The 17,707-nt window shown below is 34.6% G+C and carries 19 protein-coding genes; 12 read left to right on the top strand and 7 right to left on the bottom strand.

The features are described from left to right. Positions 1-118 precede the first annotated feature (118 nt). The 3 genes from recO to gdhA form a co-directional block, all read right to left on the bottom strand. Complete coding sequence (gene recO / locus Q1W72_RS09450; protein WP_099714106.1) at positions 119-832, bottom strand: DNA repair protein RecO; 714 nt, start codon at positions 830-832, stop codon at positions 119-121. A 57-nt stretch (positions 833-889) separates the two neighbouring features. Next, the gene (locus Q1W72_RS09445; RefSeq protein WP_302134905.1) at positions 890-3,178 is read right to left on the bottom strand and encodes a T9SS type A sorting domain-containing protein; all 2,289 of its coding nucleotides are present in this window, start codon (positions 3,176-3,178) and stop codon (positions 890-892) included. A 295-nt stretch (positions 3,179-3,473) separates the two neighbouring features. Next, on the bottom strand, positions 3,474-4,817 hold the full coding sequence (gdhA, locus tag Q1W72_RS09440; protein ID WP_099714104.1) for an NADP-specific glutamate dehydrogenase: 1,344 nt from the start codon (positions 4,815-4,817) through the stop codon (positions 3,474-3,476). A gap of 276 nt (positions 4,818-5,093) precedes the next feature. On the opposite strand from gdhA, the gene Q1W72_RS09435 reads away from it, so the two are divergent. Beyond that, positions 5,094-5,897, top strand: a complete 804-nt coding sequence (locus Q1W72_RS09435) for a glutamate dehydrogenase (protein WP_099714103.1) — start codon at positions 5,094-5,096, stop codon at positions 5,895-5,897. Between the two features lie 89 nt (positions 5,898-5,986). On the opposite strand, the gene Q1W72_RS09430 is transcribed toward Q1W72_RS09435, so the two are convergent. Further along, complete coding sequence (locus Q1W72_RS09430) at positions 5,987-7,132, bottom strand: cystathionine gamma-synthase (RefSeq protein WP_099714102.1); 1,146 nt, start codon at positions 7,130-7,132, stop codon at positions 5,987-5,989. Positions 7,133-7,235: 103 nt separating this feature from the next. Between Q1W72_RS09430 and Q1W72_RS09425 the strand changes: the two genes are divergently transcribed. Further along, on the top strand, positions 7,236-7,979 hold the full coding sequence (locus Q1W72_RS09425; protein WP_099714101.1) for a DUF3298 and DUF4163 domain-containing protein: 744 nt from the start codon (positions 7,236-7,238) through the stop codon (positions 7,977-7,979). A 50-nt stretch (positions 7,980-8,029) separates the two neighbouring features. Here Q1W72_RS09425 and Q1W72_RS09420 read toward each other — a convergent pair whose 3' ends face one another. Together Q1W72_RS09420 and Q1W72_RS09415 are read right to left on the bottom strand one after the other, a co-directional pair. Then, positions 8,030-8,572 carry a hypothetical protein gene (locus Q1W72_RS09420; protein ID WP_099714100.1) on the bottom strand — a complete coding sequence of 181 codons (543 nt, stop codon included), beginning with the start codon at positions 8,570-8,572 and terminating at the stop codon, positions 8,030-8,032. Positions 8,573-8,684: 112 nt separating this feature from the next. After that, positions 8,685-9,140 (bottom strand): DinB family protein, encoded by a 456-nt coding sequence (locus tag Q1W72_RS09415; RefSeq protein ID WP_233206857.1) that lies wholly within the window; start codon positions 9,138-9,140, stop codon positions 8,685-8,687. A 77-nt stretch (positions 9,141-9,217) separates the two neighbouring features. Between Q1W72_RS09415 and Q1W72_RS09410 the strand changes: the two genes are divergently transcribed. The 6 genes from Q1W72_RS09410 to nadD all read left to right on the top strand — a co-directional run bounded on the left by Q1W72_RS09410 (position 9,218) and on the right by nadD (position 13,225). Continuing rightward, positions 9,218-9,574 carry an arsenate reductase family protein gene (locus tag Q1W72_RS09410; RefSeq protein WP_099714098.1) on the top strand — a complete coding sequence of 119 codons (357 nt, stop codon included), beginning with the start codon at positions 9,218-9,220 and terminating at the stop codon, positions 9,572-9,574. Beyond that, a complete protein-coding gene (locus Q1W72_RS09405) occupies positions 9,567-10,454 on the top strand; it encodes a DMT family transporter (protein ID WP_099714097.1) in 888 nt (295 codons plus the stop codon). The genes Q1W72_RS09410 and Q1W72_RS09405 overlap by 8 nt, the downstream gene beginning before the upstream one ends. Positions 10,455-10,629: 175 nt before the next feature. Beyond that, the gene (locus Q1W72_RS09400; protein WP_099714096.1) at positions 10,630-11,490 is read left to right on the top strand and encodes a YicC/YloC family endoribonuclease; all 861 of its coding nucleotides are present in this window, start codon (positions 10,630-10,632) and stop codon (positions 11,488-11,490) included. Positions 11,491-11,604: 114 nt separating this feature from the next. Beyond that, positions 11,605-12,180 carry a guanylate kinase gene (gene gmk, locus Q1W72_RS09395; RefSeq protein WP_099714095.1) on the top strand — a complete coding sequence of 192 codons (576 nt, stop codon included), beginning with the start codon at positions 11,605-11,607 and terminating at the stop codon, positions 12,178-12,180. 35 nt (positions 12,181-12,215) lie between these two features. Further along, positions 12,216-12,581: a four helix bundle protein gene (locus tag Q1W72_RS09390; protein WP_099714094.1), complete on the top strand. Its 366-nt coding sequence runs from the start codon at positions 12,216-12,218 to the stop codon at positions 12,579-12,581. A gap of 32 nt (positions 12,582-12,613) precedes the next feature. After that, on the top strand, positions 12,614-13,225 hold the full coding sequence (gene nadD / locus Q1W72_RS09385) for a nicotinate (nicotinamide) nucleotide adenylyltransferase (RefSeq protein WP_099714093.1): 612 nt from the start codon (positions 12,614-12,616) through the stop codon (positions 13,223-13,225). Here the strand turns inward: nadD and Q1W72_RS09380 are convergent, their stop codons facing one another. After that, positions 13,226-14,122, bottom strand: coding sequence for a LysR family transcriptional regulator (locus tag Q1W72_RS09380; protein ID WP_099714092.1), 897 nt, complete (start codon positions 14,120-14,122; stop codon positions 13,226-13,228). Between the two features lie 86 nt (positions 14,123-14,208). Here Q1W72_RS09380 and Q1W72_RS09375 point away from each other — a divergent pair, with 86 nt between their 5' ends. The 4 genes from Q1W72_RS09375 to Q1W72_RS09360 all read left to right on the top strand — a co-directional run bounded on the left by Q1W72_RS09375 (position 14,209) and on the right by Q1W72_RS09360 (position 17,705). Further along, entirely contained in the window at positions 14,209-14,973 is a 765-nt protein-coding gene (locus Q1W72_RS09375) for a type 1 glutamine amidotransferase domain-containing protein (RefSeq protein ID WP_199074760.1), read from the top strand. A gap of 4 nt (positions 14,974-14,977) precedes the next feature. Beyond that, on the top strand, positions 14,978-16,141 hold the full coding sequence (locus Q1W72_RS09370; protein WP_099714091.1) for an iron-containing alcohol dehydrogenase: 1,164 nt from the start codon (positions 14,978-14,980) through the stop codon (positions 16,139-16,141). 313 nt (positions 16,142-16,454) lie between these two features. Next, positions 16,455-17,450: an NAD(P)H-dependent glycerol-3-phosphate dehydrogenase gene (locus tag Q1W72_RS09365; RefSeq protein ID WP_099716241.1), complete on the top strand. Its 996-nt coding sequence runs from the start codon at positions 16,455-16,457 to the stop codon at positions 17,448-17,450. A gap of 36 nt (positions 17,451-17,486) precedes the next feature. Then, positions 17,487-17,705 carry a hypothetical protein gene (locus Q1W72_RS09360; protein ID WP_121343036.1) on the top strand — a complete coding sequence of 73 codons (219 nt, stop codon included), beginning with the start codon at positions 17,487-17,489 and terminating at the stop codon, positions 17,703-17,705. The last annotated feature ends 2 nt before the right edge of the window (positions 17,706-17,707 follow it).

Raw genomic sequence — 17,707 nt, 5'->3', positions numbered from 1 at the left:
CTAAATCGAGGTGCGAAAGTAAGGAATTTTGAATAAAAGAAAGAAAAGAAGAGAAAAAATAGACGAAATTGGGCAGATAATTCGATAAAACGGAATCAAAATATCCTTTTATTGCTTTCTAAGAGAAAACTTCTTTCAAAACGTCTAATGATTTTGGTTTTTTAAAGCCGTCCAAGTGAAAACTATAGTAATCAATCAGTATTCTTAAAACAATTTGTCTTTCAATGACATAGAATATTTTTTGATTGTTATCGAATTTCAAATCGATCAGTTTTTTGAATAAATTACTTTCATGTTCCGTTAGTGAACTGATGGCATGAAAGGGTGTAAAAATACCTTCAGTCATTTCAAAAAAAGGCATATCCATATCAGAAATATCAGGATAAAAACCCAAATATTTTGTGGTTTCCAATAATAAAATCAAATGAAAATTAGCAATTTCATCGTGATTGTCCAACCAATGCAAAGCGGTTTCCAGAAAGGTAAAAAGCGGTTCGTTTTCTTCCTCTTCATGGATGGAATGGTGCAACATTTCTGAAATGAACATCACAATTGTACTTTTATAAATATCCGAATGTATCGAATGAAAAGCCGAGGCAATTTTTATTTCCTTGAAATTTTCTAAAGTACCTTTGTTTTTGTGAACCGCTTCAATTTCGAGAATGGTCAACGGCTGAAAATAGGCGATTTTTTGATTGGCTTTTCGGCTCGAAAAAGCATCGCGAACAAAATACGATTTCAAACCATGAGAAAGCGTAAAGCATTTCACAATCAAGCTTTTTTCCTGAAATTTTAAGGATGAAAGGACAATGGCTTTTGTTTTTACTAACAAGTTTAGATTTTTAGATTTTTAGACTTCTTAGATAATTAGACTTCAGAGAACTGACCACTATCTGATTATCATTACTTTTTTAACTTTGGTTTCCACTCCGTCTTGTGCCGAAATAAAAATCATATACACGCCCGAAGCGACTTTATATTTCCCAAAAGCGGTGGTATCCCATTCTATTGTTCCTCCTTCGGAAATGGTTTCATATACCAGATTTCCTTCGATATCGGTAATTTTAATATTGGCTTTATCCAGTAATCCGGCAATTTTAACCGTTCCTTGGTATTCCGGCCGCACTGGATTTGGATATACATACGCGTTACTTAAATCATCATTTGGCGCAGTCGCAGTTCCTTTGAAAGAAACCAAACCTTTGGCCGTAGCTATAAAAACTTCGCCCGTAGCGCTATTAATACCAATATCATTTATAACATTGCTGGGCAACGGCGAATTATTTATCGTAAAATGATATTTGGTTTCCTGACCGTTTGGCGAGACCAAAAACAAACCTGAATCGGCAGTACCAATCCATTTATTGTTTACTCCATCAACAGCAATATCAGTAATAAATTGTTCGTACAAGAGCTCTTGCGCCAGATTATCCTCTAAAATAATGATGGGATTCGTTGTCATTTGGTCTTCTGTTTGAAAACTGCCTACATTCGGCAAAACACGCAATCCTTTTGTGGTTCCTATCCAAAGCTGGTTTCTATTATCCACCGCAACTACTTTTACATTTGAAACAGGCAAATTCCCGGCATCAGAACCAGTTGTTATTTTCTTGAATACATTGGTACTTTCATTAAAACCAACAACCCCATCTTCACTTGTAGAAAGCCATTTCGTTCCATTTTTATCAATGGCAATTGTTCCAAAATTATTATCAATAGCCGAATCCAGTATATTTTCCATAGCATAACTTTGCCATTGACCATTGGATTTAAACACTTTCAGTCCATTTTTTATTCGGCTGGTGGTAACCCAAAGATTTCCTGATTTATCAAATGCCGTTCCGTTAACCCTTATGTCTATATAAGTAGGACCCACAAAGGTCAAAGACTCTAAGCCACTATTGGTCTGATTGTATAAAATTGTAGGGATGTCATTTTCAATTTTTAGTAAACCCGAAAAAAAAGAACTCGCATATACTTCGTTTTCATTGCTTGGATTTACCGTAATTCTGGTCATCGATTGTGCTCCTAAAACTTCTTCATACGGAATATTCAGCCATCCTGTTTCACTAAATTTACTGATACCATAATTGTCTAACGGATATGGATTATAATCTGCTGTATAATCCCCATAAACTGTCCAAAGTACACTTGTCGTGGCTTGAAGCGCAAATATATTGTTGCGCGAAGGACCAATAGGCGTTATGTTTTCGAAAGTTACTGTCGAAGAAAGCGAAGCAGTAATCAATCCATTTTCTTTTGTTCCAATAAAAATTGCATCCCCTATTATTGTGGCACACGTAAAACTTGGGTTACTGTCCGGGATTTGATTTGTATTTATTTGGCGCACCAATGCCATTTGATTGTTGTAAATATAAATGCTGCTTGAAGTCGTTACAATTACATAATCCGCTGTTGCCCTCATATCCAATGAAGGCTGAGAAAGCTGGATAAATCCTGTAAAGGAATTAGACCCAGAATTAAATTTATGAATGTATCCCGCAGCATTAATGGCATACAAATCTGTACCAAAAGTCACTACACTTGACCAGTTTCCCGTAGCAATTGTTCCCCATTGATTGTAATCGATTAGGTTTTTATTAGAAATATCGGCTCTTCTTATCCCGTTATTTGTAGCGGCATAAATAAATCCGTTAAAAAGTGCTGTTTGGTTCACTCTGATTTCGGCTCCATTGTCCCCAATAAAATAAGTGTCCCCAAATTGCATGGTAGCCAGATTAAATTGAACAATCCCAAAATCACAGGAGACATAGGCAATACCTTCAAACTCCATGAAGTCATTGACTTTTTTTATATTAGGAGGAAGTTGTTTATTAATAATATCGACTACATTCAAGATGCTTCCATCGGCTTCGTTAATCACGATTATCAGTCCGTTTTCGTATCCTACAATTGTTTTATTGAATGTTGTACTATAGTATAGCGCCGAAATTGTTTGTCCGGAAAGCCCGTCAATAGTATTCGTTGTTTTAATTACGTTTGTCGCTAAATTTTTTGAAAACAATGCATTTTCGGAAGCGGCAAAAACAGCCGTTCCAGATTCTGATACATCTTTAATTTCATTGTAAGAGAAATAACCTTGCCACGACAAGTTGCTTTGGGCAAAACCCATTTGGATAAAAAGTAAAAGCAAAAAATATAAAACGCTCTTTTTCATTATTTGCATTAATATTGGTTTACAAATATAGAACAAACGAAAGTCTTAGCATTTTGTTACGCAAAAAAAAGCCTTTCATCCAATCCCGAACTTCGGAATGGTGAAAGGCTTTTAAGTAAGAGATTTTTGAGTGATGATTAACGATTTTTGATTTCAGATTTATTTTAAAATTAACGACCCATTTTATTATAAAAATTAAATTTTTAAATAATTTCATCTTTTTGCAAATCTGAAATCAAAAATCGTTAATCAAAAATCTTAAATAAAGTATCAAAATTCCTTAATCAAAACAATATTATACCACTCCTTGAGCAAGCATAGCATCAGCTACTTTTACAAATCCGGCAATGTTTGCACCTTTTACATAGTTCACATAACCTTCTTCGTCAGTACCGTATCTTTTACATTGATTGTGTATTCCAACCATGATTTCTTTTAATCTGGAATCCACTTCTTCACTGGTCCAGTTTAAACGAATAGAGTTTTGTGTCATTTCTAATCCTGAAGCTGCAACACCACCTGCATTTGCTGCTTTACCAGGAGCAAAAAGTACTTTCGCTTTCAAGAATAATTTGATTGCTTCTAAAGTACATGGCATATTTGCCGCCTCAGTTACACAAATAACACCATTAGCAATTAAATGTTTAGCATCTTCCTCGTTTAACTCATTTTGAGTAGCACAAGGTATTGCAACATCAACTTTTACTTCCCATACGCTTTTCCCTTTGTGGAAAACTGCGTTTGGATATTTTTCTAAATAAGCTTCGGCTCTATTATCTCCTCTTGCTCTTAATTCAAGCATAAAGTCAATTTTATCTCCTGAGATTCCTTCTTCATCATAAATATAACCATCAGGACCAGAAATAGTAACTACTTTCCCTCCAAGATCATTTACTTTCAAGGCTACACCCCAAGCAACGTTTCCAAAACCAGAAATAGATACTCTTTTTCCTTTGATGTTTTGACCAATAGTATTCAGCATTTGTTCTGCAAAATAAACTACTCCGTAACCTGTTGCTTCCGGTCTGATTAAAGAACCACCATAAGCCAATCCTTTTCCAGTTAAAACTCCGGTAAATTCATTTCTTATTCTCTTGTATTGACCAAATAAATATCCAATTTCTCTGGCTCCAACTCCAATATCTCCAGCAGGAACGTCTAATTGTGGACCGATGTGTCTGCACAATTCAGTCATGAAAGACTGGCAAAAACGCATCACTTCCCCATCAGATTTTCCTTGTGGATCAAAATCAGATCCTCCTTTTCCTCCACCCATTGGCAAAGTAGTCAAACTGTTTTTGAATACTTGTTCAAAGGCTAAAAATTTAAGTACTGATAAGTTTACAGTATGATGAAAACGAATTCCACCTTTGTAAGGTCCAATTGCTGAATTCATCTGAATTCTGAAACCTCTATTTACCTGAATTTCCCCTTTATCATCTACCCAAGGAACACGAAAAATAATAGAACGCTCCGGCTCGGCTATTCTAAGAAGCAAATTTTTTCCGTCGTATTTTTTTTGCTCTGCAATAAATGGAATTACAGTCTCTGCAAATTCCCTAACAGCTTGAATAAATTCAGGTTCATTTGGATTCTTGGCCTCAACTTGAGCCATAAAATCATTTATTTTTAGTAACATAGATTATAAATAATTAATTAAGAAAACGATTTCGTTATAATTTACAAAGATACATTTTATAAAAATATTCGGACTCTGTTTTTTCTAATTTCTAAATAGAATTATCTTTTTATTAAGCATTTTTAGACAATAGTGTTTATGATATCCTCATTTAAACCAAATGGCTACCACTTTCGTAAGTAAATAAGAATTTGTCTGATTATTTTTAATTTTCATTTTATTTTTATATGTGTATGATGTTTTTATATATTTGTCAAGATTAGAAAAACAACCCTAATGGTCAAACAAACAATCCTCTTTTTATTAATCTGTTTTGGATTTTCACCTGATTCTAATGCGCAATTCGGTGGGTTTTCGCATGAAATAGGGGTAATAGCGGGACCTGTTGCTTTTCAATCTGATTATGGGGAACGTCATGATCTTTCTACAAACTCAGGGAATACGGGAATTGGAATTGGAATTATTCATTATCTCAACTTTTCTTACAAAGCAGAATGTAACTGTTACACCCCTGAAACTTATTTTAACGACCATTTTAAATTAAGATCGGAACTCTCTTATAATAAAACCGAATTAGAACATTTTGGACAATGGACTGAAGGCAAACCTTCGCTAGGAAAAGAGCAATTGAAAGCAATGACGGGGAGTACAGCCGTAACTAATATCGGGATGCAACTTGAATTTTTCCCTTGGAGTATTCGTGATTTCACTGCAAGAACAGGAAGTCTTGGGCCCTTTGTCAGTCTAGGCGGACAGTTCAGTTATTACAATGCCGAAGCTTCATCAACACTAGGTCCATTAGGAACTCCTTTGACTACCTTCCCGAAATATTTAACTCCTACGGACGGGCGTCCTTATGGTTTTTCTACCGAAAGCGGAACCGTTTGGTCTGTAATAACCAGTGTGGGAACTCGCTATAAATTAAGTCCATTACGCGATTTAATGGTTGATTTAAGATTTCAATACTTTTTCTCCAATTGGGTAGATGGTTTAAATCCTAATCCGGAACTTTACAAAGAAAACAAAGCAAACGATTGGTTGGTTTGGTTCAATGTGGGTTATATTTATTACTTGCAATAGCATTTAAACAACCGTTATGAAAATAAAAAAACCCCAATTCTAATCCCGACACTTCGGGATAGAATTGGGGATTTTATTTTTATATTAATTTATGCTAATGCTTGTTTCAAATCTTCAATCAAATCATCAGCATCTTCTATACCTACGCTTAATCGAACCAAATCATCAGTGATTCCAACTTCTTTTCGTTTGTCTTCCGGAATAGATGCATGTGTCATCAAAGCCGGATGATTCGCTAATGACTCCACTCCGCCTAAAGATTCAGCCAAAGTGAAAACTTTTAGTTTTTCCAGAAAATCAATTGCATCTTCTTTTTTGCCCGAAACAAAAGTAAAGGAAACCATTCCTCCAAAACCGCTCATTTGCTTTTTGGCAATTTCATGATACGGATGGCTTGGTAATCCCGGATAATATACTGTTTTAACTTTTGGGTGGTTATTCAAAAACTCCACCACTTTTCCTCCATTCTCACAATGTCTTTCCACGCGAAGATGCAAGGTTTTAATCCCTCTTAACACCAAGAAACTGTCCATTGGTCCCAATGTTGCTCCTGTCGCAAATTGTTGAAAATGCAATTGCTCTCCCAGCGCTTCATCTTTTACAATCAAAGCACCGGCAATAACATCAGAATGACCTCCCAAATATTTCGTCGCCGAATGCATCACAATATCAGCTCCTAAGTCTAATGGTTTTTGTAAATAAGGCGTTGCAAAAGTATTATCAACTGCAAAAAGGATTTTATTTTCCTTTGTAATTTTGGCAATTTCTTGAATATCTGCCAATTTCATCAAAGGATTCGTTGGTGTTTCTACCCAAACCAGTTTCGTGTTTTCATTAATTAATGACCTGAATTTCTCGATGTCATTCATATCCACAAAATGGAATTTTATTCCTGAATTTTTATAAATACGGGTAAACATTCGATACGTTCCACCATACAAATCATCCATAGCAATGATCTCGTCACCCGCTTTAAAAGAACGCAAAACACAATCTGTAGCTGCTAATCCTGATGAAAAAGCCAATCCTCGCGTTCCATTTTCAATACTTGCTAATGCATTTTCAAGCGCGCTTCTGGTAGGATTTGCAGCTCTACTGTACTCATAATCTGGATTTATAGGTTGTCCCGGGCTGGTTTGTACAAATGTTGACGTTTGATATACTGGTGGCATAACTGCTCCCGTACTTGGGTCATGATGCTGACCTCCGTGAATAACCTTCGTATTGAATTTCATATCTTTTTAATTTTAAATGCTAAATAACTTCACAAATTTACCCTTTAATTTATTTTAACCAAGCCACAAGTTGATACCTTTGTATATAATTAACAATTTTGAGATGAAACACTTTATAATTTTTGCAGCATTCCTTTTTTTAATAACGGGTTGTTCAAACGAATTGGCTTTTAAAGACCAATCTTTTCAGAAAAAAACAACGTTACCCTGCAAAGAAAATTGTCCTGAAATAACCGTAAAAATTCCTGTTGCAAAAAACGATCCTATTGTAGCGGACAGCATCAATAAAAAAGTGTTTTCAGTATTGAAAGAGATTATTTATTTTGGCGAAAAACCATATACATCAACAGATTATAATGGATTATTAACCTCTTTTATTGATTCCTACGAGAAACTCCAAAAAGAATTTCCGAATGACACCTTTGGCTGGGAAGCGAAAATCAAAGGAAGCATAAAATACCAGTCCGAAAGTGTTTTGAATATAGAAATCAACCATTACACCTATACCGGTGGCGCTCACGGATACCAAGGATTGCGTTCACTACTTTTTGACCCAACTACCGGAAAATCTATTCCGAATACCGAATTATTCAATGATAAAGAAGCTTTCAAGGCTTTCGCCGAAAAAAAATTCAGAGCCAAATATAAAATCCCTGCAAACAAATCGATCAATGCAACCGGATTAATGTTTGAAGATGAGAAATTCAATCTGCCTCAAAATATTTTCTATACCGATAAAGGATTACTGCTTTATTACAATTCCTATGAAGCCGCATCGTATGCTGACGGACCTAAAGAATTGTTATTGCCTTATACTGAAGTGAACGAATATTTGGCGGTTAAATAAATTAATTTAGATGAATAAAGATTGTAAAAACCTCTTTTGTTAGAACATGATTAGTTGTGAGGCATTTTTAATATTTCTGCTTTTGACTTCCTATAAATTGTATCTAAAGAACTGCTTTTTAAATTAATTTTATAAATTTTAGTGAAAATTGTGTCAGTTTTAGCATCTGGTTCCATTGCATATTCACTAAATTTTTTTTCTGTAATTGTCAAAATATCAAATTTTTTACTCAGATTACTTGAAATTTCATAGTTAAATCCATCATAATCTTGATAATAAATCATTTTAGTATCAATTATTTTACAATTATCTACAACATGTAGTAAAAGATAATTTATTGGATGGTCACATTCAAACGAAGTATTGTAGCTTATAATACCAACTCGATTATTTGATATTTTAAATTGCCCAACTAAATAACAAGTATCTATTTCTGACATTTCTCGTTCAAAAAATAACTTAAATGCATTTTTATCTAAAGCTATTGATTGACTTGTTTCGAAACCAAATTTAACCTCTGAATTGTAATTATGTCCAACTGATTTGTTTACATACTTTAAAATCTCACAAACATCTAAATTTTGAGTTTTCATTGAACATAAAATTATCAATGTCGTTAGTGCTATTATATTCAAAGTCATGTTTTTCATATAATTCCCTAACTTTATAATTTGAGATTTACTTAAGATTGAATGTAATGAGATTCTAAATAAATTTTCGGATACTCATCATCATTCCGGCGTGAAGCGCTTCGTGATAGACATTAAAAGCCATCGCATCTTCTGCAGTTTTTATTGTAAAACCAGTCATGGTGGTAAATTCCTGGAAATCTTTGAATACTTTTTTCTCTAAATCCGCTTTGGTTTGATTGATGGTTTCAAAAAGAAAGGATTGAATTTCATCTACATCAGCTTGCGTTGCGTCTTGTTCCGGCTTGGTCCCTCTTTTATATTTTTCGACCATCTCATCTGAAATCATCATAGGCAAACCTGACAATTTGTAAACCAACATTTGCTGAACAACAACAATATGTCCAATATTCCAAATCAAATTATTGCTAAATCCTTCCGGAATCGTGTTGAGTTGGTCAAGATTGTATCCCGATAGAAATTTTGAAACCATATTTCTGCTTGTAGTGCTAACGTCGAATAATTGATTCATTTTTTTATTTTTTTTGATAAAAATAATCATTTTCCGTATCAAATGGATTTTCTTTGCACAAAGAAATTGCTATTTACATGGACAAAATATACTATCTCGCTTCTTGCGATACCTGCAGAAAAATCATAAAATCATTACCAAAAGATCATAACTTGAAGTTTCACGACATCAAACAAGATCCAATTACAGTAGAAGAACTGGAACAAATGCGTGAACTTTCCGGAAGTTACGAAGCGCTTTTCAGCAAAAAAGCACAGTTGTATAAATCGATGGATTTAAAGAATAAATCGTTAACCGAAGACGATTACAAAAAATACATTTTGGAACATTACACGTTCTTAAGTCGTCCCGTTTTTATTATTAAAGGCAAAATTTACATTGGCAACACACAACAAAACATGCATCAGGTAATGCTTGCTTTTGCAAATGTCTAGAAGGAATCTCGCACTTATTGCCGCCACAATTGTCTCCATAATTTACGGAGTTACGTTTACCATTGCCAAAGATGTCATGCCATTGTACATTGACGCCTATGGCTTTATCTTGTTGCGCGCCGGCGGTTCGATGATTTTGTTTTGGTTGGTTTGGTTGTTTACACCGAAAGAAAAAATTGCGCTGAATGATTTCCCCCGAATTGTTGCCGCAGCTTTCTTTGGTGTGGCGTTTAATATGCTTACGTTTTTCAAAGGATTAAGCCTTACTTCTCCCATTAGCGCTGCGGTAATCATGGTTTCAACACCAATGATTGTTTTGACACTTTCGGCATTAATCATGAAGGAACGCATGCAAAAACGAATGGTTTTTGGGATTATCCTTGGATTAATCGGGACTGCTTTTCTCATTCTGTATGGAAAATCCATTGGCAGCGCCACAAACGCCGGATTAGGAAATTTTCTGGTTTTGGTCAACGCCATTTCCTATGGATTTTACCTGATTATCGTCAAGAAATTAATGGACAAATACAATGCGTTTACGTTTGTAAAATGGATTTATTTGTTCGGTTTTATTATGGTTTTACCTTTTGGCTGGAGCCAATTTCAAGCTGTTGAATGGGCTTTGGTTCCCATCGATATTTGCTGGAAAATAGGATTTGTGGTCGTTTTTTCGACCTTTCTGACGTATTTGCTGAATTTGCTTTCGATGAAAGAATTAAAACCAACCACGGTTGCCGTTTTTATTTATTTACAACCGCTATTCGCCACTATTTTTGCGATAAGCTTAGGAAAAGACGAATTGAGTTTGGTGAAAATTGGTTCGGCAGTTTTGATATTTGTCGGCGTTTATTTGGTGACACAGAAGAAGAGTGTTCGGTAATCAACTAGTAGTGTTCAGCGCACAAATCGTAGCTTATAGTATTCATTAAACTTATTATTAGGAATGCAAAAATTAAAATCTGATTACTAAACATTTACTTATACCGAGTCACTGAATACTAAAAACGGACCACTGACCACTTTTTTATTATCTTTGACCTCTTTTAGAAAATTATATGATACAATCAATGACAGGTTTTGGTAAAGCGACTTTGCAATTACCAACCAAAAAAATCACGGTAGAAGTAAAATCTTTAAACAGTAAAGGTTTAGATTTAAATGTGAGAATGCCTTCGCTGTACCGCGAAATGGAATTGGGTTTACGCAACCAAATTGCACTGAAACTGGAAAGAGGAAAAGTAGATTTTTCTATTTTTATCGAAAGTACTGCCGAACAAACTTCTACGAAAGTGAATGTGCCGATTGTGAAAGCGTATATGAATCAACTTAAAGAAATTTGTAACGAAGGATACGAAACCGAATTAATGAAAATGGCAATTAGAATGCCAGACGCATTAAAAATAGAACGAGAAGAAATCGATGAAAACGACTGGGTACAAATCCAAACTATTATCGAGGAAGCGTTGCAAAACATCCTGAACTTCAGAAAAGATGAAGGAATGTCTCTTGAAAAAGAATTTCAATTGCGAATTGGTAATATTCGTCAATACATGACCGAAGCTTTGGCACTTGATCCAGAACGCGTTCAAGCGATAAAAGACCGTTTGCAAACTGCAATTTCAGAATTGAAAGTGAATGTAGATGAAAATCGTTTTGAGCAGGAATTGATTTATTATTTAGAAAAATTAGACATCACCGAAGAAAAAGTACGTTTAACCAATCACTTGGATTATTTCTTGGAAACCATCAACGGAACCGAAGCTAACGGTAGAAAATTAGGTTTTATTACCCAAGAAATGGGACGTGAAATCAACACGATGGGTTCTAAATCCAATCACGCACAAATGCAAAAATTAGTCGTTCAAATGAAAGACGAATTGGAAAAAATCAAGGAACAAGTATTAAACGTATTGTAATTATCAACCTGCACTGTTTTTAACTTTGCAGGTTTATTAATTTTACAATATACCTAAAGGTTTATGAACCTTGCAGGAAAACATAAACAGATACTGAAATAAATTCAGCATAAAATGAGCACAGGAGGAAAATTAATCGTTTTTTCGGCACCATCAGGATCAGGGAAAACTACTATCGTTAGACATTTATTAAGCAAAGAAGATTTGAATCTTGAATTCTCAATTTCAGCAGCTTCCCGCGCACCAAGAGGCGAGGAAGTAAACGGAAAAGACTATTATTTCATGTCTACCGAAGAATTCAAAAAACACATTAAGAACGAAGACTTTTTGGAATGGGAAGAAGTATACCGCGACAATTTTTACGGAACTCTGAAAAGTGAAGTGGAACGTATTTGGGCCAAAGGCAAAAATGTGATTTTTGATATTGATGTATCTGGCGGATTGCGTATCAAACATAAATTTCCTGAAGAAACTTTAGCCGTTTTCGTGAAACCACCAAGCGTGGATGAACTAAAAAGAAGATTAAAGGAACGCTCTACCGAAAGTGATGACAAAATCAATATGCGTATTGCAAAAGCTTCTGTAGAACTGGCAACAGCACCACAATTTGATGTGATTATAAAAAACTACGATTTAGATATTGCCTTGGAAGAAGCGTATCAATTGGTAAAGAATTATGTGAAAAAATAGTAATTAGTAAAAAGTTACTAGTAATTAGCTTAAAAATGGGTGAGATAAAATCATACAAAGATTTATTGATTTGGCAAAAAGGGATTAAAATAGTCTGTTTAGTTTATCAATTAGTAAAATCATTTCCTCAAGAAGAATTATATGCTCTATCAAGTCAGTTAAAAAGAGCTTCAGTATCTATTCCTTCGAATATTGCTGAAGGCTATGGAAGAAATACGGATAAATCATTCAGTCATTTTTTAGATATTTCAAGAGGCTCATTATTCGAAATTGAAACTCAGTTATTAATTGCTAATGAACTTGGCTTTATAACAAGCAAGACTTTGTATACAGAAATTTTAAGTCAAATTGAGGAAGAATCCAAAATGATTAATGCTTTCTCTAAAACCCTCAAAAACTAATTACTTTTTACTAATCACTAGTCACTAAGTCAATGAAAATAGGTCTGTATTTCGGAACGTTTAATCCCATACATGTTGGGCATCTCATCATTGCCAATCATATGGCGGAGCATGCCGATTTAGACCAAGTTTGGATGGTGGTCACGCCTCACAATCCTTTAAAGAAAAAAAGCACGTTGCTCGATGATTACCATCGCTTGCAAATGGTACATCTTGCCTCAGAAGATTTTCCAAAAATCAAACCTTCGGATATTGAGTTTAAATTGTCGCAGCCCAATTACACCGTGAATACTTTAGTTCACTTACAGGAAAAATATCCAAATTACGAATTCTCCTTAATCATGGGCGAAGACAATCTCAGGTCGTTGCACAAATGGAAAAACTACGAAGCTATTCTGGCGCATCATGAAATTTATGTCTATCCACGACTCGAGACCAAAGGCCGAACAGGTGAAGCAACTGCTTTGGAAACAGAAAATACAACTTTCAATAATCACCCAAAAATCCATATGATTGACGCTCCAGTTGTAGAAATATCGTCGACATTTATTCGGGACAATATAAAAAAAGGAAAAAATGTGCAACCGTTATTGCCTGCAAAAGTTTGGGAATACATTGATCACAATAACTTTTATAAGAAGTAATTACGCCAAAATTCTTTTCAATTCTACTTCAATATTCTCAAAAATAGTATTCAAATTATCGTTTTTACCAGATAATAAAAACACTTCGGTACTTGGCATTTGCTTGCTATTCCACAACAACTGAATTTTATTTTCTGCTATTAAACTTTTCGCATTGCAATCCCAAACGACAGCGATTCCGGTGTTTTTCGAAATTATTTCGAGCATTTCATATTCAGATGGAATGATATAATTCGGAATCATCGAAGGTCGTTTTTTATTAAAAACATGCAGCCAGAACAATTTAATATGCGGAATTTGCGCATTGTGGCTGAACCATTTTTGGTCGTTCAACCAATGCTCAATTGCTGGGAAATCTTTTATTTTGATATTGGATTTTAATTCAGAAGCATCAATAGTGTTTGAACCAACAATCACTTGTTTAATTTCTCCTACCTTTTTCTGAATGGTGTCAAACGTATCATATTGCTTGGTGACAACTGCAAAATCTAATTTTTTAGAATCCACCAATTCAAAAAGTGTGTCATTTTCATGAAAACTAAAATCGATAAATTCAAATTTTGAAACTAGGGCACTTCCCAAACTGCTCATCAAATGTTTGGAGATTCCAATTGAAATTAATCGATTGGCATTGAACGCCTTGGCACGAAAACCATTCTCCACATTTTCCAATCGGTCTAAAGCCTCAATGATTAAATTATTGAGTAACTTAGCGTATTCCGTTGGCTCCACGCCTTTTGACTTTCGATTGAAAAGCTTATACCCTACATGCGCTTCCAACATGGATATTTGCTGACTAACAGCAGGTTGACTGATAAATAATTCTTTGGCAGCCAAAGAAAAATTACCATTTTTATAAACGGATTTAAACGTTCGGTACCATTCGAGATTGACCATGATATAAATATATTTATCACAAACATAATTTAAATTATTTTTACTAATAGCATATTCGCCCTAAATTTGTACAAACAAAATTAGAAATGAAAAAAACAGCACTATTTGCCATTATAGCATTAACCGCAAGTTGCATTACTGCAACTGCACAAAATAAAAAAAACATGAAAAAGGTATTATTTGTTGTTACCAGTCACGATAAATTAGGTAACACGGGAGAAAAAACAGGATTTTGGACAGAAGAATTTGCTGCACCTTATTACGAATTATTAGATAAAGGAGTAACTATTGACGTTGCTACTCCGCTAGGTGGACAACCGCCTATTGACCCAAAAAGTGAAGATCCATCAGCTGCAACGGAGGATACTAAAAGATTTGATGCCGATACTGAGTTATTGGCAAAACTGAAAAACACAAAAAAATTAGTGGATGTAAAAGAGTCTGATTATGACGCGGTTTTTTATCCTGGAGGTCACGGTCCGTTATGGGATTTGACCACTGATGCAACTTCAATTGCTTTAATCGAAGCATTTTATACAAACAAAAAACCCGTTGCTTTTGTTTGTCATGCGCCTGCCGTTCTTAAAAGTGTGAAAGCAAATGGAGAATTTCTAGTGAAAGGTAAAAAAGTAACTGGTTTTTCTAATACCGAAGAAGCCGCTGTAGGTTTAACTGATGTCGTTCCATTTTTATTGGAAGATGCTTTACAGGCAAATGGCGCAACCTATTCAAAAGGTGCAGACTGGCAGCCGTACGCAGTGGAGGATGGTTTATTGATTACAGGGCAAAACCCGGCTTCGTCCAAATTAGTTGCCGAAAAATTATTAAACCAATTGAATTCAAAAAAATAAAAACATGTTAAATTTCGAATTATACAATCCTACCAATTTAGTTTTTGGAAAAGGACAAATTGAAAAACTTTCCACACTGGTTCCACAAGGAGCAAAAATTCTTCTCGCGTATGGTGGTGGAAGTATTTTTAAAAATGGAATTCACGAACAAGTAATCAATAATTTAAAAGGTTTTGAAATCGTGGAATTTAGTGGAATTGAACCAAATCCACATTTTGAAACATTGATGAAAGCAGTTGCGGTTATCAAAGAACAAAAAATAGATTTTATCCTTGCCGTAGGTGGTGGTTCCGTAATTGATGGGGTAAAATTCATTTCGGCTGCCGTACATTTTGACGGAAACCCAATTGACATTCTTCAAAAAAGAGTATTGACCAAAGATGTCTCTAAAATTATTCCTTTTGGAACTGTTCTGACATTACCGGCAACTGGGAGTGAAATGAATTCCGGTGGAGTTGTTACTATTGAATCTACGCAAGAAAAATTATCATTTGGCGGTAGCGCTTTGTTTCCAAAATTTTCTATTTGTGATCCAACCGTAATTGAATCTTTGCCAAAAAGACAATTGCAAAACGGAGTTGTAGATGCCTACACCCACGTTTTAGAACAATATTTAACGTATCCGCACGAAGGATATCTTCAAGATAGAATTGCCGAAAGTATTCTACAAACCTTGATTCAAGTAGGTCCTGATGTTGTTGAAAAACCTACTGATTATGCTTTGGCGTCTAACTTTATGTGGAGTTGTACCATGGCTTTGAATGGATTAATCCAAAAAGGAGTTCCTTCGGATTGGGCAACGCACATGATTGGTCACGAATTAACGGCTTTGTACGGAATTGATCATGCCAGAACTTTAGCAGTTGTGGGTCCAAATTTATACCGAGTGATGTTTGAAACTAAAAAGGGAAAATTGGCACAATACGGAAAACGTATTTTCAATTTAACTGGAACTGAGGACGAAATTGCAAATGAAGCTATCAACAAAACGGTAGAATTTTTCCATACGATGGGGATGGAAACCAAATTATCCGATTACACTAAAGAGTTTGACAAAACGGCTGATTTCATTGTAAATCGTTTTGAAGAAAGAGGTTGGTTAGGATTGGGAGAAAAACAAAATATTACTTTAGAAAAGGTGAAATCTATTGTTGAAATGAGTTATTAATTCAAATCACCCGATAACTGATAGAGTCAGTATAAAATAAAAGGCGTTCTCATTTTATTGGGAACGCCTTTTAAAATTCTAAATTATAACTAACTAACTCAATTCGCATTATTTTGTTAAATTATTAAACAATAAGTAACAAGAACGAAATAGCGATACTTATATTGTGTTAAAAAACAAAAATAATTAAAATTATTTTTTACTTGTTAGAATTGTAATATTTCCAACACGTTTAAAAATCGACCTTCTTGTTCTAATTTTATTTGTATAATCAGTACTTTTTTAAGTACTTTTGATTAAATTCAATAAAAAAATGGCTGAAAATATAAAATTCGCAGTAATAGGTGGTGGAAGTTGGGCGACAGCGATAGCAAAAATGTTATGCGTAAATCTTACCGAAATTTCATGGTATATGCGCAATGAAGCTGCTATAGAACACATTAAAGCATACAAACACAATCCAAACTATTTGAGTTCTGTAGAATTCGACATCAATAAACTGAAACTGACCAGCGATATCAATGAAGCTGTAGCGTATGCAGACTACATCATTTTTGCAATTCCATCTGCTTTTTTGGATGGTGAGTTAGAAAAATTAACGGTTTCATTAAAAGATAAAATCATTTTTTCAGCGATTAAAGGAATTGTTCCGGAAACGAGTTTAATTGTAGGAGAACATTTCCATGTAAAATATGATATTCCTTATTACAACATCGGTGTGATCACTGGTCCTTGTCACGCAGAAGAAGTAGCTATGGAGCGTCTTTCTTACCTTACCATTGCGTGTGGCGATCCCGATAAAGCAAAAACTGTAGCTAAAAATTTATCCGGAAATTATATCAAGACTAAAATTACAGATGATATTATAGGAACGGAATATGCAGCCATGCTTAAAAACATTTACGCTATTGCAGCGGGAATTGCCCATGGTTTAGGCTATGGTGATAATTTCCAGTCGGTATTGATGAGTAATGGGATTCGAGAAATGAAAAAATTCATCAAGAAAGTTCATAGAATGAAACGCAACATCAATGATTCAGCTTATTTAGGCGATTTATTGGTTACGGGTTATTCTATTTTCTCCAGAAATAGAATGTTTGGAAATATGATTGGTAAAGGCTATACCGTTAAATCAGCAATGATGGAAATGAGTATGGTTGCCGAAGGATATTATGCTGCAAAAAGCGCGTATAAACTCAACCAGGCTTATGGTGCCAAAACGCCAATTATAGATGCCGTTTACAGTATTCTATACGAAGGACAGGATGCCAAGTCCGTGTTTAAGAAACTTACTGATAAACTGGATTAATTATCTACAGATTTAACAACCAAACACAATCACTTCATGAGCGAAAGATGGAAATACCAGATTAAAACTGGTGGGATTTGGGGTCTATTTATGACGGTCTTCAATGTATTATTCGACATTAAAGAAATTCCTTTTTCAGAACAGGTTGCTACACCTAATTTTTATATTCGCGCAGCTGCTTATATCCTTGTAGGGATATTTGTTTTAGGGTATTTTACCTGGAAATCCAAAGTTAAACAACAAGCCGCTAAATAATT

Origin of the sequence: Flavobacterium sp. ZE23DGlu08 (assembly GCF_030505335.1) — a bacterium.
GTDB classification, from domain to species: domain Bacteria; phylum Bacteroidota; class Bacteroidia; order Flavobacteriales; family Flavobacteriaceae; genus Flavobacterium; species Flavobacterium algoritolerans.
Note: the sequence above shows the minus strand (reverse complement) of the source record. Positions and strands in the feature narration are given on the sequence as shown.